Source organism: Pseudomonas sp. 8BK (assembly GCF_902506475.1).
In the GTDB taxonomy this organism is placed as follows: Bacteria; Pseudomonadota; Gammaproteobacteria; order Pseudomonadales; family Pseudomonadaceae; genus Aquipseudomonas; species Aquipseudomonas anguilliseptica.
This window is the reverse complement of the sequence record NZ_LR733252.1, coordinates 3,205,704-3,228,932: the sequence shown is the minus strand read 5'-3', so window position 1 is coordinate 3,228,932 and position 23,229 is coordinate 3,205,704. Positions and strand designations below refer to the sequence as shown.

Genomic DNA, 23,229 nt, shown 5'->3' with positions numbered 1-23,229 from the left:
GCCCTTTTACATAGTGCTGCCGTGCGGCCTTGATGACGTGCAAGGTGGCTTTCGGGTACACTTCGCGGCTATTTTCGGCGGGCAGTCGCCTGCGACCTTTTTGAGTGTTGATCCGTGAGTGATTTGAGTCATATCCGCAATTTCTCCATCATCGCCCACATTGACCACGGCAAGTCGACCTTGGCCGACCGGTTTATCCAGATGTGTGGCGGCTTGGCCGACCGTGAAATGGAAGCCCAGGTACTGGATTCCATGGATCTGGAGCGTGAGCGCGGGATCACCATCAAGGCGCACAGCGTTACCCTGTATTACAAGGCTAAAGACGGCATCACCTATCAGCTGAACTTCATCGATACCCCCGGTCACGTAGATTTCACCTATGAGGTCAGCCGCTCCCTGGCAGCCTGCGAAGGCGCACTGCTGGTGGTCGATGCCGGTCAAGGCGTGGAAGCGCAGTCGGTTGCCAACTGCTACACCGCCATCGAGCAGGGCCTTGAGGTCATGCCGGTGCTGAACAAGATCGATTTGCCTCAGGCTGAACCCGACCGGGTCAAAGAAGAGATCGAAAAGATCATTGGTATTGATGCAACCGACGCTGTGACCTGCAGCGCCAAGACCGGTCTGGGTGTGGATGAGGTGCTTGAGCGGTTGGTGCACACAATCCCGGCACCGACCGGTGATATCGATGCGCCATTGCAGGCGCTGATCATCGACTCCTGGTTCGACAACTACCTGGGTGTGGTCTCCTTGGTGCGTGTGCGCCATGGCCGGATCAAGAAAGGTGACAAGGTGCTGGTGAAGTCCACTGGCAAGACGCATTTGGTGGACAGCGTCGGGGTTTTCAACCCCAAGCATACGGCCACCGCCGATCTAAAAGCCGGCGAAGTGGGCTTTATCATCGCCAGCATCAAGGATATTCACGGCGCGCCGGTGGGCGATACCCTGACTTTGGCGGCCACCCCTGATGTGGAAGTGCTGCCCGGCTTCAAACGCATCCAGCCGCAGGTCTACGCCGGCCTGTTCCCGGTCAGCTCGGATGATTTCGAGGACTTCCGCGATGCCCTGCAGAAACTCACGCTGAACGACTCGTCGCTGCAATATTCACCGGAAAGTTCCGATGCCCTGGGCTTTGGCTTTCGTTGCGGCTTCCTCGGCATGCTGCACATGGAGATCATTCAGGAGCGCTTGGAGCGCGAATACAACCTGGATCTGATCACCACGGCGCCAAGTGTAATCTTCGAAGTGGCGCTGAAGAGCGGCGAGACGATCTACGTCGATAACCCGTCCAAACTTCCGGATGTCTCGTCCGTAGAAGACTTTCGCGAGCCGATCGTGCAGGCCACTATTCTGGTGCCGCAGGAGCATCTGGGTAACGTGATTACCCTGTGTATCGAAAAACGCGGTGTGCAGCGTGATATGCAGTTCCTTGGTTCTCAGGTTCAGGTGCGCTATGACCTTCCGATGAATGAAGTGGTGCTCGACTTCTTTGATCGCCTGAAATCCACCAGTCGTGGTTATGCCTCTCTGGACTACCATTTTGATCGCTACCAGTCGGCCAATCTGGTCAAGTTGGATGTGTTGATCAACGGTGACAAGGTCGATGCGTTGGCGCTGATCGTGCACAAGGACAACGCTCATTACAAAGGTCGTCAGTTGACCGAGAAGATGAAAGAGCTGATTCCTCGGCAGATGTTCGATGTGGCCATTCAGGCAGCCATCGGTGGGCAGATTGTGGCGCGGACTACGGTCAAGGCGTTGCGTAAGAACGTATTGGCCAAATGTTACGGCGGTGACGTCAGCCGTAAACGCAAGCTGCTGGAAAAGCAGAAGGCCGGTAAGAAACGCATGAAGCAGGTCGGTAACGTGGAAATTCCACAGGAAGCCTTCCTCGCTGTGCTCAGGTTGGATAGTTAAGGTCCTATGTCGATCAATTTCCCGCTGTTACTGGTTATCGCCGTCGCCGTTTGTGGTGCGCTGGCGTTGTTCGATCTGATCTTTCTGGCTCCGCGCCGGCGAGCGGCTATCAACACCTATCACGGTCAGGTCAGTGAGCCTGATGAGGCGGTGGTGGAACGCTTGAACAAAGAACCTTTGCTGGTGGAGTACGGTAAATCGTTCTTCCCGGTGCTGGCGATTGTGTTGGTGCTGCGCTCGTTTCTGGTCGAGCCTTTCCAGATTCCATCCGGCTCGATGAAGCCAACCCTGGAAGTGGGCGATTTTATTCTGGTCAACAAGTTTGCCTATGGCATTCGCCTACCGGTGCTGGACACCAAGGTGATTGAAGTCGGTGACCCGCAACGTGGCGATGTGATGGTGTTTCGTTACCCGAGCGACCCGAACATCAACTACATCAAGCGCGTGGTCGGCCTAGCCGGTGACCGCATTGCCTACAGCAGCGACAAACGTCTGACTATCAATGGTAAATCTGTAGCGCAGCAGTTGATTGGCGATGAGCCAGGTAGCCTGGGCAGTGCGACGCTGTATAACGAGAAACTGGGTGAGGTAGAGCACCAGATCCGTAAGGAAATGCAGCGCTATCGGGTTGAGCCGGGCCGCGAGTGGGTAGTGCCGCAAGGGCATTACTTTATGATGGGTGACAACCGCGACAACTCCAATGACAGCCGTTACTGGAATGATCCGGCCATCCCCAAACCGCTGCTGGGCATGGTGCCGGACCAGAATATCGTAGGCAAAGCTTTTGCCATCTGGATGAGCTGGCCTGATCCCAAGTCGCGCAACCTGCCGAATTTCTCCCGCGTAGGTCTGATTCACTGACCTGCTGACGAATTTGCGACGCTGTTAAATGCAGCGTCTCAGGCTATATATAGTCTTGCCTCCAGCCGTAATGGCTTTTACATAACTTGAATATGGGGACAAATATGAAATCTGTGCATTCGCAAAAGGGAATGTCGATTCTTAGTTGGTTGATGGTGTTGGCGGTAGTCGCTTTTTTAGCTAGTGCGGCGTTCAAGGTTTTGCCGCATTACTTCGACTATATGTCGCTGGAGAAAATGATTACTTCGGTTGAGACCGATAAGGCAGCTGATGTTCGCAGCGTCAATGACTTTTACAGCCATATCAGCAAGGGCATGCAGGTCAATAGCATTCGCGATTTGAATATGGAGGACGCGATTAAAGTAAAAATCGAAAACAACGAATTTCGCGTGCACCTGAAATATGAGAAGCGTGAGCCGTTGATCGAAAATATCGATCTGGTCGTGCGCTTCGATAAAGAATTCCGCGTGCGTATGCCGTGAGTGCGTCGTTAGCCCGTCTCGAGCGGCAGCTCGGTTATACCTTCAAGGACCAGGAGCTGATGATCCTGGCCCTTACCCATCGCAGTTTCGCCGGGCGCAATAACGAGCGTCTGGAGTTTCTCGGTGATGCGATCCTCAACTTTGTTGCTGGTGAGGCGCTGTTTCAGCGTTTTCCGCTGGCCCGTGAAGGGCAGTTGTCACGTTTGCGCGCGCGTCTGGTCAAGGGTGAGACCCTCGCCATTCTGGCCCGTGGTTTCGATCTGGGTGAGTACCTGCGCTTGGGCTCTGGTGAGCTGAAAAGTGGTGGTTTCCGCCGTGAGTCGATTCTCGCCGATGCTCTGGAAGCGCTGATCGGTGCCATCTATCTTGATACTGGGATGGATGCGGCTCGCGAGCGTGTGTTGGCTTGGTTGACCACTGAGCTGGACAGCCTGACCCTGGTCGACACCAACAAGGATCCGAAAACCCGTCTGCAGGAGTTTCTGCAGTCACGTGGCTGTGAACTGCCACGTTATGAAGTGGTGGATATCCAGGGTGAGCCGCACTGCCGGACATTCGTGGTCGAATGTCAGATCACCCTACTTAATGATAAAACCCTGGGGCAGGGTGCCAGCCGGCGTATCGCCGAGCAGGTTGCGGCCGCTGCCGCGCTGATCGCCCTGGGTGTGGAGAATGGCAATGACTGATTCACCTGTTACACGCTGTGGCTATGTCGCCATCGTCGGCCGGCCCAACGTGGGCAAGTCGACGCTGCTTAACCACATTCTCGGGCAGAAGCTGGCGATTACCTCGCGCAAGCCGCAGACCACGCGACACAATATGCTCGGCATCAAGACCGAGGGTGAGGTGCAGGCGATCTATGTCGATACCCCCGGCCTGCACAAAAACAATGAAAAAGCGCTCAACCGCTACATGAACAAGAACGCCTCGTCGGCGCTGAAGGATGTCGACGTGGTGATCTTCGTGGTCGATCGCACTCGCTGGACCGATGAAGACCAGATGGTGCTTGAGCGCGTTCAATATGTTGAAGGCCCGGTAATTCTGGCGATCAACAAAACCGATCGCATCGAAGATAAGACCGAGTTGATGCCACATCTGGAGTGGCTGGCCACCCAGTTGCCGAAGGCCGAAATCGTGCCGGTCTCCGCACAGCATGGGCATAACCTCGATACTCTGGAAAAACTGGTGGGAGAGCATTTGCCGGAAGGCGTGCACTTTTTCCCGGAAGATCAGGTCACCGACCGTTCCAGCCGCTTCTTCGCCGCCGAACTGGTGCGCGAGAAAATCATGCGCCAGCTGGGTGCCGAGTTGCCGTACCAGATCACCGTGGAAATTGAGGAGTTCAAGCGCGATGGGCGCATCCTGCATATCCACGCCCTGATCCTGGTCGAGCGTGATGGCCAGAAAAAAATCATAATCGGCGACAAGGGTGAGCGGATCAAACGCATTGGCCAGGAAGCACGCAAGGACATGGAGGTGATGTTCGACTCCAAGGTCATGCTCAACCTCTGGGTCAAGGTCAAGGGTGGCTGGTCCGATGACGAGCGCGCCCTGCGCTCCCTGGGTTACGACAACATCTGAGTTGCCCTCGGGCGCGCTTGCGCCCGCTTTGCGAGTAAACCCATGCTTGCCCCTAGTCAACCCGCCTATGTCCTGCACACTCGTGCCTACCGCGAAAGTAGTGCGCTGGTGGACTTTCTCACTCCGCAGGGTCGTCTGCGTGCAGTATTACGCGGTGCACGGGGCAAGGCCGGCAGCCTGGCACGGCCGTTTATCCCGCTGGAGGCCGAGTTTCGCGGACGTGGTGAGCTGAAGAATGTTGGCCGTCTCGATCCCGCCGGTATCCCCAATCTGCTGGTGGGCGAGGCGCTGTTTAGCGGTCTGTACCTCAATGAGCTGCTGATTCGCCTGCTGCCTGCTGAAGATCCCCATCCCACTATTTTTGAGCATTACGCCATGACTGTGCTGGCCCTGGCTGAGGGCCGTGCCTTGGAGCCTTTATTGCGCTCTTTTGAATGGCGTCTGCTCGATGAGCTGGGCTATGGTTTCGCCCTGGATCTGGACAGCGAAGGCCAGCCTATCGCCCCCGCGGGTTTGTATCGACTGCATACCGAAACCGGGCTGGTGCCGATTGGCCAATTGCAGCCCGGCGCTTTTCAAGGGTCCGAATTGTTGGCGATGGCCGACGCGGATTGGACTGCGCCCGGCGCCCTGGCTGCTGCCAAGCGTCTGATGCGCCAGGCTCTAGCCCCCCATTTAGGTGGCCGACCACTGGTCAGCCGCGAACTGTTTATGACGCTCAAGGAGCCAAGCCGTGACTGATGCCAATCGTATTCTGCTGGGTGTAAACATCGACCATGTGGCCACCCTGCGTCAGGCCCGTGGCACCCGTTATCCGGACCCGGTCAAGGCCGCGCTGGACGCCGAAGAGGCCGGGGCCGACGGTATCACCGTGCACCTGCGTGAAGACCGCCGACATATCCAGGAGCGTGATGTGCGCCTGCTCAAGGAAGTCATGCAGACGCGCATGAACTTCGAGATGGGCGTGACCGAGGAAATGCTCGCCTTTGCCGAAAGCATTCGCCCTGAGCACGTCTGTCTGGTACCGGAGACGCGTCAGGAGCTGACCACCGAAGGTGGCCTGGATGTGGCAGGACAGGAGGCGCGGATTTGCGCCGCCGTGGAGCGACTTAGCAAGATTGGCTGCGCAGTGTCGCTGTTTATTGACCCGGACCCGCAGCAGATCGAGGCGTCCAAGCGCGTCGGCGCACCGGCCATCGAGCTGCACACCGGTCGTTATGCCGATGCGCATACCCCGGAAGAGGCGGCGCGTGAGTTGGCGCGAATTCGCGACGGTGTGGCCTGCGGTCTGCAGCATGGGCTGATTGTTAATGCCGGTCACGGTCTGCACTATCACAACGTGGAGCCGGTGGCAGCGATTGCCGGGATCAACGAGCTGAACATTGGCCATGCCCTAGTGGCGCACGCGCTATTTGTCGGCTTTAAGCAGGCGGTGGCAGAGATGAAGACGCTGATCGTCGCGGCGGCCAACCGCGGCTAGCTAAAGATGTAAGTGGGTCCGGCAGGCGGTGGATATGCAGGTGCATGTCCACCTTACGGGATTATGGCTTGCGGGCGATCAGCACCGCCCGGCTCGGTGCCGGCAGGCCTTCGATGGTGCGGCTATGGTCGGCCGGGTCGAGAAATTCCGGCAGCGACTGGAAGCGCATCCACTCGGTCGAGCGCTGCTCTTGCACGCTGGTTGTGCTGACATCTACGCAGCGCACATCGACGAAGCCGGCGCGGCGTAGCCACAGTTCCAGGGCCGGTACCGAAGGCAGGAACCAGACGTTGCGCATCTGTGCGTAGCGGTCCTCGGGAACCAGCACCTGCTGCGCGTCACCTTCCACCACCAGGGTTTCCAGCACCAGTTCGCCGTCCTTGACCAGGCAGTCCTTGAGGTCGATCAAATGATCGATGGGGGAGCGGCGGTGATAGAGCACGCCCATGGAAAAGACTGTGTCAAAGCCTTGCAGCTTGCCGGGTAATTCTTCGAACGCCAGCGGCAGGTGCCAGGCGGGCAGGTCGGGCAGGTAGTTCTTCATCGCCAGGAACTGGCAGAGAAACAGCCAGTTGGGGTCGATGCCGATCACACTGTCCGCGCCCGCGCCGAGCATGCGCCACATGTAGTAGCCGTTGCCGCAGCCGACATCCAGCACGCGCTTGCCTTTGAGGTCGAGGTAGGGCGCAACTCGCTGCCATTTCCAGTCCGAACGCCATTCGGTGTCGACATGCACGCCAAACAGGTGAAATGGCCCTTTGCGCCAGGGGATCAGGCCCTGCAGTGCGGTTTTCAGCGTAGCGCGGGTTGGTTCGTCGCAGCCGCCGTCGAAGGTGAAACGGTGCAGCAGCTCCAACTGTTCGACGTTCAGTTCCGGCAGGGCCTGTACTGCGCCGTACCAGCGCGGCAGGTCGCCATGGCCGATGGCCAGTTTGGCGTCGATCTGCCCGGGCAGATCGGCCGACCAGTCCTGCAGCGGGGTACCGGCAAGGGTGGCTTGTAGGGCGTCGAGGTCGAGGCGGCTGATCATGGCAGGGCAATCATCGAGGCGAAGTTAAGGCACTGGAACCATGGCACTACCTGACTGAAGCCGGCGGAGAGCAGGCGTTCGCGGTGCTGCTCGAGGCTGTCGGGCAGCATGACCTTCTCGATGGCGCTGCGCTTCTGGGCGATTTCCAGTTCGCTGTAACCGTTGGCCCGCTTGAAGGCGATATGCAGCTCGCTCAGCAGTTCGTGCTGCTGCGCGTCCTCGAAACGCAGCTTCTCCGAGAGAATCAGCGCGCCACCGGGCAGCAGGGCCTGGCGAATCCGCGTGAGCAATTCGAGGCGTTGGTCAGGCTGGATAAATTGCAGGGTGAAGTTCAGTGCCACCAGCGAAGTTGGCTGCAAGTCGAGGCTGAGAATGTCGGCTTCAATCACCTCGACGGGCAGCAGCTCCTGAAACATCGCGTCCTGCGCATGCAGGTATTCGCGGCAGCGCTCGACCATGGCGCTGGAGTTGTCCACGGCGATCACTCGGCAATCGTCGATCTGCACGTGGCGGCGCAACGCCTGAGTCACTGCACCGAGGGAGCTGCCGAGGTCATACAGCACGCTATGCGGCTGGGCGAACTGACCGGCAAGTACGCCGATGTTCTCGACAATGGTCGGGTAACCCGGCACCGAGCGTTTGATCATGTCGGGGAAGACCCGCACCACATCTTCGTTGAACACGAAGTCCGGCACCTGGGCCAGGGGTTGGGCGAAAAGACGGTCGGGCTGTTTGCTCACGATGGCTGCGCACTGGTCAATAAAGCCGGGCATTTTAGCCAAGTGCGCGGTATAGCCAAACCTTGATTGCCGTTATTGGTCGCAAATCTGTGCGGCGATGGCTTAGCGGGCCTGTTTAAAGGCCGAGGCCGCGATAGCCCATTGTCCTAGCCAGTAGCTGAGCATGATCGCCAGTGGCGCCGCCTCAAAGGGAGCAACAAAGCGGTTGATACCGATTAGGCTGTCGGACAGCACAAATAGCGCGGCACCTACAGCGGCCAGGCGCGTTGAGGCACTGGGCAGCCCTGGTTGACCGAGGCGGGCGAGGGCGCGCCAGAGCATGGCGCTGATAGCCAGAGCGTAACAGGCCACGGGGATCAGCAGCGGACCCAGGTTGGCACTGGCGAGGATGGCAAACATCGTCCCGCCTGTGCCCAGGGCCAGCAGCAGGGCCAGCCAGGCCGGTTGTTTGCAGTCGCTGAAGTAGGCGCGCAAGTAGGCCAGATGCGCCAGCAGGAAGGCGCCGAGGCCGAAGACGAACAGATCCGCCGGCCAGTCGAGCAGAATGTCGCCTGCCAGCGAGGCAAGCAGACCAAGGCAGATCCAGCGTCTATACAGTCCCCCGGGTGCCGTTCGCAGCCACAGCAACAGGGCGATGACCGGGATGCCTTTGCTGAGCAGGCCCAGCTCGCTCAGACCGTTAAGCCGTGCATAGAGAAACACGGCAGCGCCCAGCAAACCCGGTAGCAGATAACGCATGAGCTTTTCCTTGAAGCGCGCAAGGTCTGCACTATGGCGTGTCGCCAATTAACTGACCACGCCGTGGATGCCAGTTAGAGCAGCATTTCGCGCCAGTAGCAGGCTGTTGAAAAACTACCTACGGTGTCATCGCCGCGTTAAAAACAGGCTGGGACGCGGCGTCTCAAAATGCTCATTTCAGCTTTTCGCCTGTTATTGCTTTACGCTGCCTGCCTACGTTTTCAACGGTCTGCTAGCGCACCTTGATCGTGCAGTTGAAGCGCTGTGCGGGCACAACGCCGACTTCCCAGGGGCGCTCATAGGTCAGGATCAATTGGCCTTCACCGGCCTGCGCGACCTCGAAACGCCAGGTGGAAACCCCGGCGCTGCCGACCAGGCCGGCATCTTCCGGGTTGCTGTAGACCTCGGGACCAAGGCTTTTCAGCACCTGTGGCGCGGAGTCACGCAGCAGCCAGCGGAAACCGGTGGTGGGGTTGCTCGGCAGGCGCAGGTTGAATTGCTGGCCGACGTGCAACGACAGCGGGCATTTGCCCTGCTGGTTCTGCTCCAGGGTAACGCTGCTGGGCTTTTGTGCGCAGGCTGCGAGCAGTGCAAGGCTGAGTGCCACTGTCAGGCGGGGGGCAAGCATGGTGAACTCCTGGCAAAAGTCGAGGCTGCCAGCATAGCCGCTAGGGCTGCCCTGCGGGAGCCCGTGCTGCGAACGCCGCCTGCAATGGCGCGCGCAACTGCTGGACATACTCGTCGATCAGCGGTGTGAGCAGGGCAAAGCATTCGTGTGGTGCCAGGCGTACTTCGCGGCTGTCGATCAGCTCATGTTCCAGGCGCTGCAGCGCCTGCTGCAATGAGGCGCCGACGGGTGATTGTTCCAGCAGCAGGCAGAGTTGCTGAATCTGCTGTTTCAGGCTTGGCGGGGATTGACTGTAATTGGCCGCACGTACGCTCAGACCGCGCAGGCGCGCAAGGTTTTCCAGGCCATGGCAGGCCTGGGCGATGCCCTCTATTTGTGAATTGCCAGCCTGGTGCAGGCGGGACTCGAGTGTGGCGATAACCTCCAGCAAACCGTCGATAACCTGGCAATGCGCGGCAAAGTCCGCCGGGTTGCGCCGCAGGCGTGGCCAATCCTGCTGTAGCGGGGCAAGTTGCAGGCTCGGGCCGGGCCAGTTCAGCCAGAGCTGGTCGAGTTGACGGGCCAAGACGTTGCGCTGGCTGGTGCTGAGCAGATCTTGTTGGGCACCCAGACCACGGTGTTTTTGCAGGGTTTGCAGCAGATCAATCGCGCGTTGCAGCAGTTCAGCTTGCAGCTCATTGAGATGCTGCTGGTGGCGTTTGCCGGCGAGCTGGCTGAGGAAGTGGCCAGTGAGTAACAGCGCCAATGCCAGGGCGAGAGCAATGCTGATGACCATAAGCTGGTTTCCTGAAACCGAACGGTTTTCCGGTCGAGCAAATCCCTTGCCAGGCATCGCAAAGGCCCAGTTTCAGGCGTTTTGCATGGGCTGGCGGCCAACTGTTTGCCCTGTATTCGGGCGCTTTTAATGGTGTGGCGAGTTTTTGGTGCGGGTGCTGCCCATTTGTCGTGCAGGCTGCAGTTTTACCGGGCAAAAGGTTAAAGTTGCACCTCTGCTTTCCAGGGTTGCACTTTTCATGTTCAACGCGCGATTGATGCGTCTTGATGACCAAGCCCACGAACACACCCACGACCATCATCAACTGGTGTTGTCGCTGGCTGGGCGCGCGGAGTTTGAGGTCAACGGTCGCGGCGGCGAAGTCTGCCGGATGCGTGCCTGCCTGGTGCCAGGGGATGCCGATCACCAGTTCGCCGGTATGGGTGATAACCGCATGCTGATCATCGATCTGGATGAGCAGGGCACCTCCAGCGAAGACCTGCAATTGCTGACTCGCCTGTTCGAAACCCCGCGTTACCCGCAACTGGATGCCGATTTCCAGAACCTGCTGAGCTATGCCGGCGCCGAGCTTGAACGTTATGGCTCTGATCCATTGCTGCCTCGCGCGTTGGGCGGTGTGCTGCTGCGCGCCCTGCACCTGCGCCTGTTTGGCGAGCCCCATACGCGGCCTGTGGGGGCGCTGAATCTGGAAAGAATCGACAGCTATATCTTCGAACATCTGGCGCGGCGCATCAGCGTGGCCGAGCTGGCGCAGGTGGCTTGTCTGAGCCCCAGTCATTTCCATGCACAGTTTAAGGACAGCGTCGGCCTTACGCCGCACCAGTACTTGCTGAAAACCCGTCTGGACCGCGCCGTGCGGCTGTTGCGCGAAAGCGGCCTGCCGCTGATTCGCATCGCTGAAGAGTGCGGTTTTTCTAGCCAGAGCGCGCTGACCACCGCCATGCGCCGCTACCTGGGCCTGACGCCGAAACGCCTGCGCAGCGCCGAATAAGCCCTTCGTGCCGGGCTGCTGTCCATCGCGGATGGCGGGCATAACCGGCAGCGACCCCGACGAAGCGTGAACTTCTTCACGCTGCCGACTAAGCTGTGGCTCACAGAGACATTTACTGTGCCCGGGCAAGGATGCTGTTCATAGTCAAGTGTGCCCCCCCCAGAGTACGAGTAGTCTTGATGAACAAGCACCTGCACCTGTCGTTCACGCTTTCGCTGCTGGGGATGTTGCTGCTCGGCGTACCGCTGCATGCAGCCAGCCTGCAAGCCGAGTTGGTGGATAGCCAAGGCCAGCCTTTGGCCAATGCCGTGCTCAGTTTGCGCAGCGCGGTTGCACCTGAGGTTGCACCTGCTGCTGCGGTGATGGATCAGCGCTCACAACAATTTGCGCCAAATGTGTTGGCCGTGCGCAGCGGCACCTCGGTGTCGTTCCCCAATAGCGACAATATTCGCCATCACGTTTATTCGTTCTCCCTCGCCAAGCGCTTTGAACTGCGCCTGTATCAGGGCACGCCCAGCGAACCGGTGATTTTCGACACGCCCGGCGTAGTGGTGCTTGGCTGCAATATCCATGACTGGATGGTGGGTTATGTCTATGTCACCGACGATCCCTGGTTTGCCGTCAGCGATGCGCAGGGCAAGCTGAACCTGGAGCAGCTGCCGGCCGGCACGTACACAGTCAGCCTGTGGCACCCGCAAGCGCCGGAGATGTTGCCGCAGGCTGCCGGCCAGGTGCAGCTGACGGAGGCCGGCAGCCAGCAGCGCTTTACCCTGGCCATGCAGGCGCCTGCCACCCAGGCAGCACCGAGTGCGCCGGCCAGCGCCTTTGGTGATGCGTTCAAGAAGGCTCGCGATGCTGCGCAATAGTTTTCAGGCGCGCATCGCCGGCGTACTGGTACTGCTGCTGTTGGTGGTGATCGGTGCGCTCTATGCGGCCGTGCAGACCGCCACCAACGCCGCCGTACGCAGCCAGGCCCGTGAGCAGCTGGATGTGGGCAGCCTGGTGTTTCAGCAGTTGCTCGAAGTGCGCGGCCGTCAATTGCACGATGCGGTGCAGGTGCTGGCCGCCGATTTTGGCTTTAAGGATGCCGTGGCCAGTGGCGACACTGAGACCATTCGCTCGGCCCTGACCAACCACGGTGCACGGATCAACGCCAGCGCGGTAATGATGCTGGACCTGGATGGCAATCTGGAGGTCAGCAGTGATCGGCAGATCAGCGGCAAAACAGCCCAGCGCCTCAGCGCACAGGTGATGCAGCGCCAGCGCGAGGGCGTGCAGATATTCCTGATGCCGATTGCCGACAAGATCTACCTGCTGGTGCAGGCCACGGTCACCGCGCCGTTGCCGATTGCGCGGGTGATGATGGGCTTTCAGGTTGATGATGTATTTGCCGCCGAATTACGCGAACTGACTCACCTGGACCTGACCCTGTTGGCGACCCAGGACGGCGTGGCCGATATCTGGATCAGCACCCTGCAGCCGGCACAGCGTGAGCAACTGCAAGGCAGCATGGCCGAGCTGGCAAATGATGCGGTAAGCCTGATCGGTGCCGAGTCTTACCTTAATCAGACCCTGGTGCTGGCCAGCGGCGATGGCTTTGAGGTGCGCGCGCTGCTGCATAAGTCCCTGAGCCAGGCGCAGCAGGCGTTTGCGCCTCTTGATCAGAATATTCTGCTGATTGCCCTGGTGGCGCTGACTGCCTCCCTGGGAGGTGCCCTGTTGCTGGCGCGTTCGGTGTCGCAGCCGGTGCAGCAATTGGCGGCCGTCGCCGAGCGGGTGCGGCAGGGCGATTATCAGGCCAGCCTGGACCTGCAGCGTGGTGATGAGCTAGGGCGTTTGGCCACGGCCTTTAAGGCCATGCAGCAAGGTATCGCCGAGCGTGAGCGGCAGTTGGCGCACAACGCGTTGCATGATGCGCTGACCGGCTTGCCAAACCGCACCCTGGCGTTGGAACGACTGGGCAGCGCGATTACGGCCGGACGGCCCACTGCGTTGCTGTACCTGGGGGTAGGCAATTTTCGCGCGGTCAATGAAAGCCTGGGCGCGGAGGGCGGCGACCTGGCGTTGCAGCAGCTGAGTCGACGCCTGCAAGCGGTTCTGCGCCCTGGCGATAGCGTGGCGCGGATTATTGGCGATGAGTTTCTCCTGCTGCTGGAAAACACCGACAGCGACAGCGCCGTGGGCATCGCCGACAAGGTGCAGCAGCTGCTGCTCAAACCGTTGCGCGTCGCCACCCATGACTTCGCTCTGGATTGCCGTATCGGCATTGCCAGCTACCCGGTCGATGGCAACGCCGCGGAAGAGCTGCTGCGCCGAGCGAGCATCGCCATGCAGGATGCCGCCGGCATGCCCAGCCATCTGCAGGTCTACCAGCGCGGTCGTGATGATGCCCAGCAGCGGCAGATTCGCCTGATTCGTGATCTACGCCATGCGCCGAGCAAGGCCGAGCTGTTGCTGCACTATCAGCCGAAACTGGACATTGCCGCTGGCCAGGTGCGTCAGGCCGAAGCCTTGCTGCGCTGGCAGCATCCGGTGCTGGGCATGGTCTCGCCGGGCGAGTTTATTCCGCTGGCCGAGCGCACCGGCAGCATTCAGCTGTTGACCGCCTGGGTGATTGAGGAAGTCATGCGCCAGCTGCGTGAATGGGCCGGGCGCGGGCTGCGCGTGCAGGTGTCGCTGAATATCTCCACCGAAGATCTGATCGATCCGCAGTTGCCTGCGCGGGTCAGTGCACTGTTGGCCGAGTACCAGGTGCCGCCCGAGCAGCTGATTTTTGAAATCACCGAAAGCGGGGTGATGCTCAATCCCGAACTCGCCCTGCAGGTGCTGCATGGTCTGCGGGCATGTGGCATCAGCTTGTCGGTAGACGACTTTGGTACGGGCTATTCTTCCCTGACACAACTCAAGCGTATGCCGGTGCAGGAACTGAAGATCGACCAGTCGTTTATCCGTGACCTGGACGATGCCAGTGAAGACTCGGTGATCGTGCGCTCGACCATCGAGATGAGCCACAGCCTGGGCCTCAAGGTTGTGGCCGAGGGTGTCGAGTTCGAGCGCAGCCTGCAACTGCTCGGGCGCTGGCAGTGCGATACCGCTCAGGGCTACCTGATCAGCCGGCCGTTGGCGGCGAAAGCCTTTGAAACCTGGATGGCGCAATACACCCATGCCTCCTCGACCCTGGTGCATTGACCATGAGCCAACTGCCTCGCTGCATTGCCCTGTTGTTCGGTCTACTGGCCAACCTGGCCTGGGCCGACGGCCGCTTGCTGGCCACGGGTGGCGCCAGCAGCATTGAAGGTGCGGCAGGTGGCGGGATTACCCCCTGGGCGGTGCTCTCCGGTTATGGCGAACGCGGTGAGTGGGGCGCGGATGTATTTGCCACGCGGGTGGAAACCGGCGATTACCGCCTGGATGTGGCCGGTGTTGGCGTAGCCTTCGATAACCGCATCGAACTGTCCTATGCCCGTCAGCGCTTTGATCTGGGCACCCTGGCGCGCAATCTGAATCTGCCGGAAAACAGCCTGAGCCAGGATATCTTCGGCCTTAAGGTGCGCCTGTTTGGTGACCTGATCTACGACCAGCTGCCGCAGGTGTCATTGGGCATTCAGCACAAACGCCAGAAGGATTTTCTGATCCCCAGCCTGGTGGGCGCGCAACGCAGCGAGGATACCGAGGGCTATATCAGCGCCAGCCGGCTGATCCTCGGTGGCGCCTTTGGCTACAACCTGCTGCTCAACGGCGGTGTCCGTTATAGCCGGGCCAACGAGCTGGGCCTGCTGGGGTTTGGGGGGGATCGCCGTGACCGTCATTCCGTACTCAAGGAAGGCTCCGTCGCTGTGCTGTTCAACCCGCGCTGGGCGCTGGGCGTGGAGTACCGCGAGAAGCCGGACAACTTAAGCTTTGCCGGCGAAAGTGACTGGGCGGATCTGTTTCTCGGTTACTTCCCCAACAAAAACCTGGCTGTGGTGCTGGCCTATGCGCGTCTGGGGGAAATCGCCACGCTGGATAATCAGGACGGGGTTTATCTGTCCGTTCAGGGGAGTTTCTAAGCATGCGCAGTCTGCTGCTGGTGGTTGTTCTGAGTCTGGCGGCCTGTGCCCAGCAAGCGCCGAAAGACGACAGCCTGTACCGTGACCTGGGTGAGCAGGCCGGAATTACCCGCATTGTCGAAGGCATGCTGCTGAATATTGCCGCCGATGCGCGCATCGTCCGACATTTCGAGAATATCGACATCGTGCGCCTGCGCGACAAGCTGGTGGAGCAGGTTTGCGTCGAAGCCGGCGGCCCGTGCACCTACACCGGCGACAGCATGGAAGAAAGCCACAAGGGCCAGAACCTCACTCCCAGCGACTTCAACGCCCTAGTGGAAAACCTGCAGGAGGCAATGAGCGCTCAGGGCGTGCCCATGCCTGCGCAGAACCGCCTGCTGGCGCGGCTTGCGCCCATGCGCGCGCAGGTGATTGATCGTTAGTGTGCTGTCTCGGTGTCAGGTTGGGCGAAGGACTAGGGATTTATACCGAGGCGCTGGCCTGGTTGTGGATCGAGGCTTTGCTACGTCGGCGGTAGAGCAGAACTGCCCATGCCCACAGCCCTAACTCCAGGGCAAAGGACCAATGCAGTAGGAAATTCAGCCACCAGGGGCTGAACCGCGCGGGTACGCTAAAGAGCGCATAGGGTTGGTCTACCAGGGGCGCGAACCACCAGATATCGCCCACGATGCTGTCGAGTAGTAGATGCAGCACACCAGCAGCACAAAAGGTGCTGGCCAGTAAGGCTGCTTTGCTGCGATCACTCTGTCGGTAAACAATCAGGCTGAGTATCAGAGCGCCGATCCAGGCTATTGGCCAATGGCTGAAGTAGGTGTGGTGATGATGCTGGCGTTGGTCGATCAGATGGAAATACAGCATATCCAGATCAGGGGCGACGCCACCCAGTAGCCCCGCGCAGATAAAAGCCTTGGCAGGAAGACGTGCAGCGAAAAGCTTGCTGTGTAAGAGCGCTGCAGCGATGTAGGCTGCTGGCGCATGTCCGATGATCATCTGTATCTCGTCCCTGAGTTGCGTTCGTATGCCGTATGAGCGGTGCAGATGCTCTGCTTTCAGTTTGCTTAGCGCAAGGTCTGGGCAATCGCCAGAATATCGGCGCGGTGGCTGATCACCAGGCTGAGTTCGCCGTTCTCACCGATAAAGTCCTGCGGCGGCATCAGCTTCTGGTAGGCGGCCAGCTCTTGCAGGGGCGGCAGGTCAGCGTCTGGGGTGCGTTCCTTGATGGCGTGGTAGAGCGCCAGGTTGACCAGATCGAGCAATTGCAGGTTATGTCCTGGGCTGCGCTGCCAGTTGCCAGTGTCGCGGATGATCTCGATATATTCGTTATCCACTGACCATTTCTTCAGCACGATAATGCCGAGCGATTTGCTGTATTCGCGGCACAGCTTGTAATACAGCTCGCTGGAGGGCGTTACGCTTTCATTTCTGAACGCCGAGAGTACGGCCAGGGTGCCCACTTCACTGAGCAGACTGGCCAGCAGGGCGTGTTCCGCCGTCACATGGCCCAGCAGGCGTGCCAGCATGGCGCTGGTGCTGGCTTTGATTACCAGGCGCTCCCAGGCATCGACAAACAAGCGCTTATGCCCTGGGCTGTGCAAGGTGAACAGGCTTTTGATGCTGTGCACCATGGTGATTCGGTCGACTTCACCCATGCCAAGCAGGCCGATCACTTCGTGCAGCGTCTTGGGCGCCAAGGTATGCCGATACAACGCGCTGGACGCATGCTTCATCAGCAGGGCGCTGAGGGCCGGGTCGCGGCTGATCAGGCGCACCAAATCTTTTAGCGAAATATCCGGGTCACCCAAGGCACGGCGGATATCCAGGGTAATGGTCGGCAGGCTGGGCAATTGCTCTTCGCCTTGCATCAACTGCGAGACTACGCGCCGGTAGATTGAGTAATCGGATGCTTCGCTCTGCAACGCACACCTCCAGCTTTATGGATGCAGTCTAGATGGCCGTTACACGCGTGGTACAAGCGGCGATGGATGGCTGTAATCCACAAGGAATATAGCGTTGCGCTTTAAACAGCTGTTTGCAGTAAGTTCCTGTGCCTGGAGTTTTCTGCAAAAACTCCAGAGTTTTTTGTAAGAAGCGGTCATGCCTCTGCCACTAAATTCCGTGCTCGATTTACGCGGTGCGCAGGTTTCTGCCCATCGGCTTGCTCCGGCAAGCCTGTGAGTTGGGCTAGACCTAATACAGACAGTGAGCAAATAAAGGGATAAGGCGTGATCGTAATAGCCCGTCTGACCTTGTCCGAAATTGCGCCTGCGCAGGCCGTGGTGAGTGGTGCTGAGTTTTTACCGGCGTGCAGCGGTTGTCAGAACCTTGAATGCGCGCAGGGCCTGGCCAGGTGTCAGGCGCTGGCAGGTAGTTAAAAGGATTTTCACGGGCGAATGTCTTGCGGCATACGCCCGTTGTTGTATTGGGGCCTTAAAGCCTTTTTACGATCTCGCGAGCTTAAGCGTTGTAGGGCGGTTTTTAGTCCAGCAGAGAAAGCGCGCCGCAGATCGTAAGCAGGTTCTTTGTGCCTCGGTTGCGGTAACCGGCTTCACCTGCATAGGCAGGCGTGCAATGCCACATTGGCGACGGGGGCTACTCCCTGTTGCTTGAATAACAACAATCAAGAGGGGAACTCCCCAATGACTGCAAATACTCCGATGCTCGTCACCTTTGTGGTGTACATCGCACTCATGGTGCTGATTGGCCTGTTCGCGTACATGCGCACCAAGAACCTTTCCGACTACATCCTGGGCGGTCGTAGCCTGGGCAGTTTCGTCACCGCCCTGTCGGCAGGTGCGTCGGACATGAGCGGCTGGCTGCTGATGGGCTTGCCGGGTGCGGTATACCTGTCCGGTCTGTCCGAAGGCTGGATCGCCATCGGCCTGATTGTCGGTGCTTACCTGAACTGGTTGTTTGTTGCTGGCCGTCTGCGCGTACAGACCGAGCACAACGGCAACGCCCTGACCCTGCCGGATTACTTCACGCACCGCTTCGAGGACAGCAGCCGCGTGCTGCGCATTTTCTCCGCGCTGGTGATTCTGGTGTTCTTCACCATCTACTGCGCCTCGGGCGTGGTGGCCGGTGCCCGTCTGTTTGAAAGCACCTTTGGCATGTCCTACGAGACTGCGCTGTGGGCCGGTGCTGCAGCGACCATCGCCTACACCTTTATCGGTGGTTTCCTGGCGGTAAGCTGGACTGACACCGTGCAGGCCACCCTGATGATCTTCGCGCTGATCCTCACCCCGGTCGTGGTGCTGATTGCCACCGGCGGTGCCGATGCGACCTTCGCGGCGATCGAGCTGAAAGATGCGACCAGCTTCGACATGCTCAAGGGTGCGACCTTTGTGGGCGTGATCTCGCTGATGGCCTGGGGCCTGGGCTACTTCGGCCAGCCGCACATTCTGGCGCGCTTTATGGCGGCTGACTCGGTGAAGTCGATCCCGGCAGCCCGCCGTATCTCCATGACCTGGATGATCCTGACCCTGGCGGGTGCCGTGGCTGTGGGCTTCTTCGGTATTGCGTACTTCTCCGCCAACCCGGATCTCGCTGGCCCGGTAACCGAGAACCCGGAACGCGTGTTTATCGAACTGGCCAAGCTGCTGTTCAACCCATGGATTGCCGGCATTCTGCTGTCCGCCATTCTGGCTGCCGTGATGAGCACCCTGAGCTGCCAATTGCTGGTGTGCTCCAGTGCCCTGACCGAAGACTTCTACAAGGCTTTCCTGCGTAAAGGTGCTTCGCAGACCGAACTGGTATGGGTCGGCCGTGGCATGGTGCTGCTGATTGCGATCGTCGCCATCATGCTGGCCGCCAACCCGGAAAATCGCGTGCTGGGCCTGGTGTCCTACGCCTGGGCAGGCTTCGGTGCTGCGTTCGGTCCGGTGGTGATCCTCTCGCTGGTCTGGAAGCAGATGACTCGCAACGGCGCGTTGGCCGGCATGCTGGTCGGCGCCCTGACCGTGATCCTGTGGAAGAACTTCCTCGGTCACCTGGGGCTGTACGAAATCATCCCGGGCTTTATCTTCGCCACCCTCGCCATTCTGGTATTCAGCAAGATCGGCAGCGGCCCATCGGCCAGCATGATCAAGCGCTTCGATGAAGCCGAGAAGGAATATCAGTCGGTCTGATGGCTTGAGATACCTGGCAACTGACTGGTCGCTCAGTTGCCCCGCGGAGTTGCTTCGCGGTGATGTGCGTGCGACCCGATAGCGCTTCGCCGGCCCACACCTTTGGTGTCGGGCCGGTTTTTTTATGGCTGGCCATCCGTGGCCGCCACCCTACGGGCCGTCGCGAGGCGGCGTTAAAAATTGTTCCAGATAATTTTTTATTGTCTGCCTGCTATCAGAGTGCACTCAGTGGGCCGCGTCGCTATGCGGCGTTAAAAAGGACTCCCGGCCATTTTTATGCCAGCAATAAACTTTCAGGCCGCGCGCCGCGCTTTCGATTGGCCACTGGTTTGGCTAATGTGGCTGGGTTTGCCTTAATCGAGCTGTCCGTACAGGTTCTGCATGACTCAATCACCGAAAGACCCGCTGCATGGCGTGACCCTTGAAGCCGTTCTCACCGCTCTGGTTGCCCGGTACGGCTGGGATGGGTTGGCCGAGCGGATTGATATCCGCTGCTTCAAGAGCGATCCGAGCATCAAATCCAGTCTGACTTTCTTACGCAAGACGCCCTGGGCGAGAGACAAGGTCGAAGCCCTGTATATCCGCTCGCAGGCGCGCAAATAGGCCCTAAGGCCCTGTTCGAAATCTGGCACCCTTGTTGCAATACCTCTGCAAACGCCGCGAAGCGTCAAAAAACCGCGGCCAGTGGAGGTAGTGATGAGCCAGGGTGTTGAATTCAATCGCTTGATGCTGGAAATGCGTTCCATGCAGGCCGACGCCATGGCGCGTCAGAAGCCTGTCGCCAGCACGCCGGAGCCCGGTGCACCGAGCTTTTCCGAGATGCTCGGGCAGGCGGTGGGCAAGGTCAACGAAACCCAGCAAGCCTCCAACAAGTTGGCCACAGCCTTTGAAATGGGCACCAGCGGCGTGGATTTGACGGACGTGATGATCGCTTCGCAAAAAGCCAGCGTTTCCTTTCAGGCCATGACCCAGGTGCGCAACAAGCTGGTTCAGGCCTATCAAGACATTATGCAGATGCCGGTTTAAGGGTAGGGCTGAATCATGGCTGAAGCCGTCGCTGCAAACGTACCTGCCACCACCGGTGGTGATGAGCCGAAGAAACCGTTGTTCGGCCTGACCTTTCTGGAAAACCTCTCCGATATGTCGATGTTGCGGCAGATCGGTTTGCTGGTTGGTCTGGCCGCCAGTGTGGCGATCGGTTTTGCCGTGGTGCTCTGGTCGCAGCAACCCGATTACCGCCCGCTGTATGGCAGCCTCGACGGCATGGATGCGTCTCAGGTGATGGAGACGCTGGACGCTGCCAGTATCAAGTACACCGTGGAGCCCAACTCCGGCGCGCTGCTGGTCAAGTCCGATGACCTGGCGCGGGCGCGTATGCGCCTGGCCGCTGCTGGCGTTGCGCCCAAGGACAATAGCGTCGGTTTTGAAATCCTCGACCAGGAGCAAGGCCTGGGCACCAGTCAGTTTATGGAAGCCACCCGCTACCGTCGTGGCCTGGAAGGTGAGCTTGCGCGTACGGTTGCCAGCCTGAATAACGTCAAATCGGCACGAGTGCACCTGGCCATCCCGAAAAGCTCGGTGTTCGTCCGTGATGAGCGCAAGCCCAGCGCCTCAGTACTGGTTGAGTTGTATTCCGGGCGCGGCCTGGAGCCGAGCCAGGTGATGGCGATCGTCAATCTGGTAGCCAGCAGCGTGCCAGAAATGAACAAGGCCCAGGTCACCGTGGTCGACCAGAAGGGCAACCTGCTCTCGGATATTCAGGAAATGTCCGAGCTGACCATGGCCGGTAAGCAATTTGATTACAGTCGCCGCATGGAAAGCCTGTTTACCCAGCGCGTGCACAACATTCTGCAGCCAGTGCTGGGTTCGGGCCGCTACAAGGCTGAAGTGTCGGCTGATGTGGATTTCAGCGCGGTGGAATCCACCTCGGAAATGTTCAACCCGGATCAACCGGCGCTGCGCAGTGAGCAGTCGGTCAACGAACAACGTACCAGCAGCCTGCCGCCGCAAGGTGTGCCGGGTGCGCTGAGCAACCAGCCACCTGGTGCGGCCGCCGCACCTGAGCAAGCGGGCGGTGCTGCGGCAGTGCCTGGCCCGGTCGCGCCAGGCCAGCCACTGCTGGACGCCAACGGTGCGCAGATCATTGATCCGGCCACCGGCCTGGCCATGCTGGCGCCGTATCCGGCGGACAAGCGCGAGCAGTCCACGCGCAACTTCGAGCTGGACCGTTCGATCAGCTACACCAAGCAGCAGCAGGGCCGTCTGCGCCGACTGTCGGTAGCGGTGGTGGTGGACGATCAGGTCAAGGTCGATGCGGCCACTGGCGAAACCACTCGGGTGCCATGGAACAGCGATGATCTGGCGCGCTTTACCCGCCTGGTGCAGGACTCGGTGGGTTTCGACGCCAGCCGTGGTGACAGCGTCAGTGTGATCAATACGCCGTTCTCCGCCGAGCTGGGCGAGGAGATGATTGATATTCCGTTCTACACCCAGCCGTGGTTCTGGGATGTGGTCAAGCAAGTGCTCGGCGTGCTGTTTATCCTCATATTGGTGTTCGGTGTGCTGCGGCCTGTGCTCAACAACATCACCAATGGTGGCAAAGGTCAGAGCGATGGCCGCGATGGTGATGTCGAGCTGGGTGAAATGGGCGCTCTGGGTGGCGATCTGGCCGAGGACCGCGTGAGCCTGGGCGGCCCGCAAAGCATCCTCCTGCCGAGCCCGAGTGAGGGGTATGATGCACAATTGAACGCCATCAAGAGCCTGGTCGCCGAAGACCCAGGCCGCGTAGCCCAGGTTGTGAAAGAGTGGATTAACGCCGATGAGTGAGAATCGAACCGCCACTAAATTGAGCAAGGTCGACAAGGCCGCGATTCTGCTGCTGTCGTTGGGTGAAACCGATGCGGCTCAGGTGCTGCGTCATCTGGGGCCGAAGGAAGTGCAGCGGGTCGGCGTGGCGATGGCCGGTATGCGCAATATCCAGCGCGAACAGGTCGAACTGGTGATGGGCGAATTCGTCGACATCGTCGGCGATCAGACCAGTCTGGGTGTCGGTGCCGACGGCTATATTCGCAAGATGCTCACTCAGGCGCTGGGTGAAGACAAGGCCGGCAACCTCATCGACCGCATCCTCCTCGGCGGCAGCACCAGCGGTCTGGACAGCCTGAAATGGATGGAGCCACGCGCTGTTGCCGACGTGATCCGCTACGAGCACCCGCAGATTCAGGCGATTGTGGTGGCCTATCTCGATCCCGATCAGGCCGGTGAAGTGCTTGGCCACTTCGACCACAAGGTGCGCCTGGATATCGTCCTGCGCGTATCCTCGCTGAATACCGTACAGCCAGCGGCGCTAAAAGAACTCAACCAGATTCTCGAGAAGCAGTTCTCTGGCAGCTCTAATACCACCCGCGCAGCGCTCGGCGGGGTTAAGCGTGCCGCCGATATCATGAACTTCCTCGACAGCTCGGTCGAAGGCCAGCTGATGGATTCGATCCGTGAAGTCGACGAAGACCTCTCCAGCCAGATCGAGGATCTGATGTTCGTCTTCGACAACCTTGCCGATGTCGACGACCGTGGCATCCAGGCGCTGCTGCGCGAGGTGTCTTCGGACGTGCTGGTGCTGGCGCTCAAAGGTGCCGACGAGGCGATCAAGGAGAAAGTCTTCAAGAACATGTCCAAACGTGCCGCCGAACTGCTGCGCGACGATCTGGAAGCCAAGGGGCCGGTGCGCGTCAGCGACGTGGAAACCGCGCAGAAGGAAATCCTCACCATCGCCAGGCGTATGGCCGAAGCCGGGGAAATTGTCCTGGGTGGCAAAGGTGGCGAGGAAATGGTCTAAA

24 protein-coding genes are annotated in these 23,229 nt (G+C 59.6%); 17 read left to right on the top strand and 7 right to left on the bottom strand.

Annotation, left to right across the window (positions count from 1 at the left end):
* Positions 1-114 precede the first annotated feature (114 nt).
* From lepA to pdxJ, 7 genes are all read left to right on the top strand, one after another.
* The gene (gene lepA, locus ACIN8IBEIGE_RS15130; protein ID WP_160015380.1) at positions 115-1,914 is read left to right on the top strand and encodes a translation elongation factor 4; all 1,800 of its coding nucleotides are present in this window, start codon (positions 115-117) and stop codon (positions 1,912-1,914) included.
* A 6-nt stretch (positions 1,915-1,920) separates the two neighbouring features.
* Positions 1,921-2,775 carry a signal peptidase I gene (lepB, locus tag ACIN8IBEIGE_RS15125; protein WP_160015379.1) on the top strand — a complete coding sequence of 285 codons (855 nt, stop codon included), beginning with the start codon at positions 1,921-1,923 and terminating at the stop codon, positions 2,773-2,775.
* A 104-nt stretch (positions 2,776-2,879) separates the two neighbouring features.
* Entirely contained in the window at positions 2,880-3,257 is a 378-nt protein-coding gene (locus tag ACIN8IBEIGE_RS15120) for a DUF4845 domain-containing protein (protein WP_160015378.1), read from the top strand.
* On the top strand, positions 3,254-3,943 hold the full coding sequence (rnc, locus tag ACIN8IBEIGE_RS15115; protein ID WP_160015377.1) for a ribonuclease III: 690 nt from the start codon (positions 3,254-3,256) through the stop codon (positions 3,941-3,943). The genes ACIN8IBEIGE_RS15120 and rnc overlap by 4 nt, the downstream gene beginning before the upstream one ends.
* Positions 3,936-4,838, top strand: coding sequence for a GTPase Era (era, locus tag ACIN8IBEIGE_RS15110; RefSeq protein WP_090383668.1), 903 nt, complete (start codon positions 3,936-3,938; stop codon positions 4,836-4,838). Before rnc ends, era begins: the two co-directional genes overlap by 8 nt.
* 42 nt (positions 4,839-4,880) lie before the next feature.
* A complete protein-coding gene (recO, locus tag ACIN8IBEIGE_RS15105; protein WP_160015376.1) occupies positions 4,881-5,579 on the top strand; it encodes a DNA repair protein RecO in 699 nt (232 codons plus the stop codon).
* Positions 5,572-6,318: a pyridoxine 5'-phosphate synthase gene (pdxJ, locus tag ACIN8IBEIGE_RS15100; RefSeq protein ID WP_160015375.1), complete on the top strand. Its 747-nt coding sequence runs from the start codon at positions 5,572-5,574 to the stop codon at positions 6,316-6,318. Before recO ends, pdxJ begins: the two co-directional genes overlap by 8 nt.
* Positions 6,319-6,379: 61 nt before the next feature.
* Here pdxJ and cmoB read toward each other — a convergent pair whose 3' ends face one another.
* The 5 genes from cmoB to ACIN8IBEIGE_RS15075 all read right to left on the bottom strand — a co-directional run bounded on the left by cmoB (position 6,380) and on the right by ACIN8IBEIGE_RS15075 (position 10,229).
* Positions 6,380-7,348, bottom strand: coding sequence for a tRNA 5-methoxyuridine(34)/uridine 5-oxyacetic acid(34) synthase CmoB (cmoB, locus tag ACIN8IBEIGE_RS15095; protein ID WP_160015374.1), 969 nt, complete (start codon positions 7,346-7,348; stop codon positions 6,380-6,382).
* Positions 7,345-8,121 (bottom strand): carboxy-S-adenosyl-L-methionine synthase CmoA, encoded by a 777-nt coding sequence (gene cmoA, locus ACIN8IBEIGE_RS15090; protein WP_160015373.1) that lies wholly within the window; start codon positions 8,119-8,121, stop codon positions 7,345-7,347. The genes cmoB and cmoA overlap by 4 nt, the downstream gene beginning before the upstream one ends.
* Before the next feature lie 69 nt (positions 8,122-8,190).
* Positions 8,191-8,826: a lysoplasmalogenase gene (locus ACIN8IBEIGE_RS15085; RefSeq protein WP_160015372.1), complete on the bottom strand. Its 636-nt coding sequence runs from the start codon at positions 8,824-8,826 to the stop codon at positions 8,191-8,193.
* Between the two features lie 232 nt (positions 8,827-9,058).
* Positions 9,059-9,454 (bottom strand): protease inhibitor I42 family protein, encoded by a 396-nt coding sequence (locus tag ACIN8IBEIGE_RS15080; RefSeq protein WP_160015371.1) that lies wholly within the window; start codon positions 9,452-9,454, stop codon positions 9,059-9,061.
* Positions 9,455-9,494: 40 nt separating this feature from the next.
* Positions 9,495-10,229 carry a hypothetical protein gene (locus tag ACIN8IBEIGE_RS15075; protein ID WP_160015370.1) on the bottom strand — a complete coding sequence of 245 codons (735 nt, stop codon included), beginning with the start codon at positions 10,227-10,229 and terminating at the stop codon, positions 9,495-9,497.
* 238 nt (positions 10,230-10,467) lie between these two features.
* On the opposite strand from ACIN8IBEIGE_RS15075, the gene ACIN8IBEIGE_RS15070 reads away from it, so the two are divergent.
* The 5 genes from ACIN8IBEIGE_RS15070 (at position 10,468) to ACIN8IBEIGE_RS15050 (ending at position 15,691) form a co-directional block, all read left to right on the top strand.
* On the top strand, positions 10,468-11,220 hold the full coding sequence (locus tag ACIN8IBEIGE_RS15070; protein ID WP_160015369.1) for an AraC family transcriptional regulator: 753 nt from the start codon (positions 10,468-10,470) through the stop codon (positions 11,218-11,220).
* Positions 11,221-11,399: 179 nt separating this feature from the next.
* Positions 11,400-12,086, top strand: coding sequence for a methylamine utilization protein (locus ACIN8IBEIGE_RS15065; RefSeq protein WP_372239991.1), 687 nt, complete (start codon positions 11,400-11,402; stop codon positions 12,084-12,086).
* Complete coding sequence (locus ACIN8IBEIGE_RS15060; RefSeq protein WP_160015368.1) at positions 12,073-14,409, top strand: EAL domain-containing protein; 2,337 nt, start codon at positions 12,073-12,075, stop codon at positions 14,407-14,409. Before ACIN8IBEIGE_RS15065 ends, ACIN8IBEIGE_RS15060 begins: the two co-directional genes overlap by 14 nt.
* Before the next feature lie 2 nt (positions 14,410-14,411).
* Positions 14,412-15,269: a DUF3034 family protein gene (locus ACIN8IBEIGE_RS15055; RefSeq protein ID WP_160015367.1), complete on the top strand. Its 858-nt coding sequence runs from the start codon at positions 14,412-14,414 to the stop codon at positions 15,267-15,269.
* A gap of 2 nt (positions 15,270-15,271) precedes the next feature.
* Positions 15,272-15,691 (top strand): group 1 truncated hemoglobin, encoded by a 420-nt coding sequence (locus ACIN8IBEIGE_RS15050; protein ID WP_160015366.1) that lies wholly within the window; start codon positions 15,272-15,274, stop codon positions 15,689-15,691.
* A gap of 40 nt (positions 15,692-15,731) precedes the next feature.
* Here ACIN8IBEIGE_RS15050 and ACIN8IBEIGE_RS15045 read toward each other — a convergent pair whose 3' ends face one another.
* Positions 15,732-16,259, bottom strand: a complete 528-nt coding sequence (locus ACIN8IBEIGE_RS15045; protein ID WP_160015365.1) for a metal-dependent hydrolase — start codon at positions 16,257-16,259, stop codon at positions 15,732-15,734.
* Positions 16,260-16,327: 68 nt separating this feature from the next.
* A complete protein-coding gene (locus tag ACIN8IBEIGE_RS15040) occupies positions 16,328-17,185 on the bottom strand; it encodes an HDOD domain-containing protein (protein WP_160015364.1) in 858 nt (285 codons plus the stop codon).
* A gap of 720 nt (positions 17,186-17,905) precedes the next feature.
* Here ACIN8IBEIGE_RS15040 and putP point away from each other — a divergent pair.
* The 5 genes from putP to fliG all read left to right on the top strand — a co-directional run bounded on the left by putP (position 17,906) and on the right by fliG (position 23,228).
* Entirely contained in the window at positions 17,906-19,393 is a 1,488-nt protein-coding gene (gene putP, locus ACIN8IBEIGE_RS15035; protein WP_090383745.1) for a sodium/proline symporter PutP, read from the top strand.
* A gap of 381 nt (positions 19,394-19,774) precedes the next feature.
* Complete coding sequence (locus ACIN8IBEIGE_RS15030) at positions 19,775-19,996, top strand: VF530 family DNA-binding protein (protein ID WP_160015363.1); 222 nt, start codon at positions 19,775-19,777, stop codon at positions 19,994-19,996.
* Between the two features lie 93 nt (positions 19,997-20,089).
* A complete protein-coding gene (gene fliE, locus ACIN8IBEIGE_RS15025; protein ID WP_090252062.1) occupies positions 20,090-20,419 on the top strand; it encodes a flagellar hook-basal body complex protein FliE in 330 nt (109 codons plus the stop codon).
* Positions 20,420-20,434: 15 nt separating this feature from the next.
* Positions 20,435-22,219 carry a flagellar basal-body MS-ring/collar protein FliF gene (gene fliF / locus ACIN8IBEIGE_RS15020; RefSeq protein ID WP_160015362.1) on the top strand — a complete coding sequence of 595 codons (1,785 nt, stop codon included), beginning with the start codon at positions 20,435-20,437 and terminating at the stop codon, positions 22,217-22,219.
* Positions 22,212-23,228, top strand: coding sequence for a flagellar motor switch protein FliG (gene fliG, locus ACIN8IBEIGE_RS15015; protein WP_160015361.1), 1,017 nt, complete (start codon positions 22,212-22,214; stop codon positions 23,226-23,228). The genes fliF and fliG overlap by 8 nt, the downstream gene beginning before the upstream one ends.
* Position 23,229: the final 1 nt, after the last annotated feature.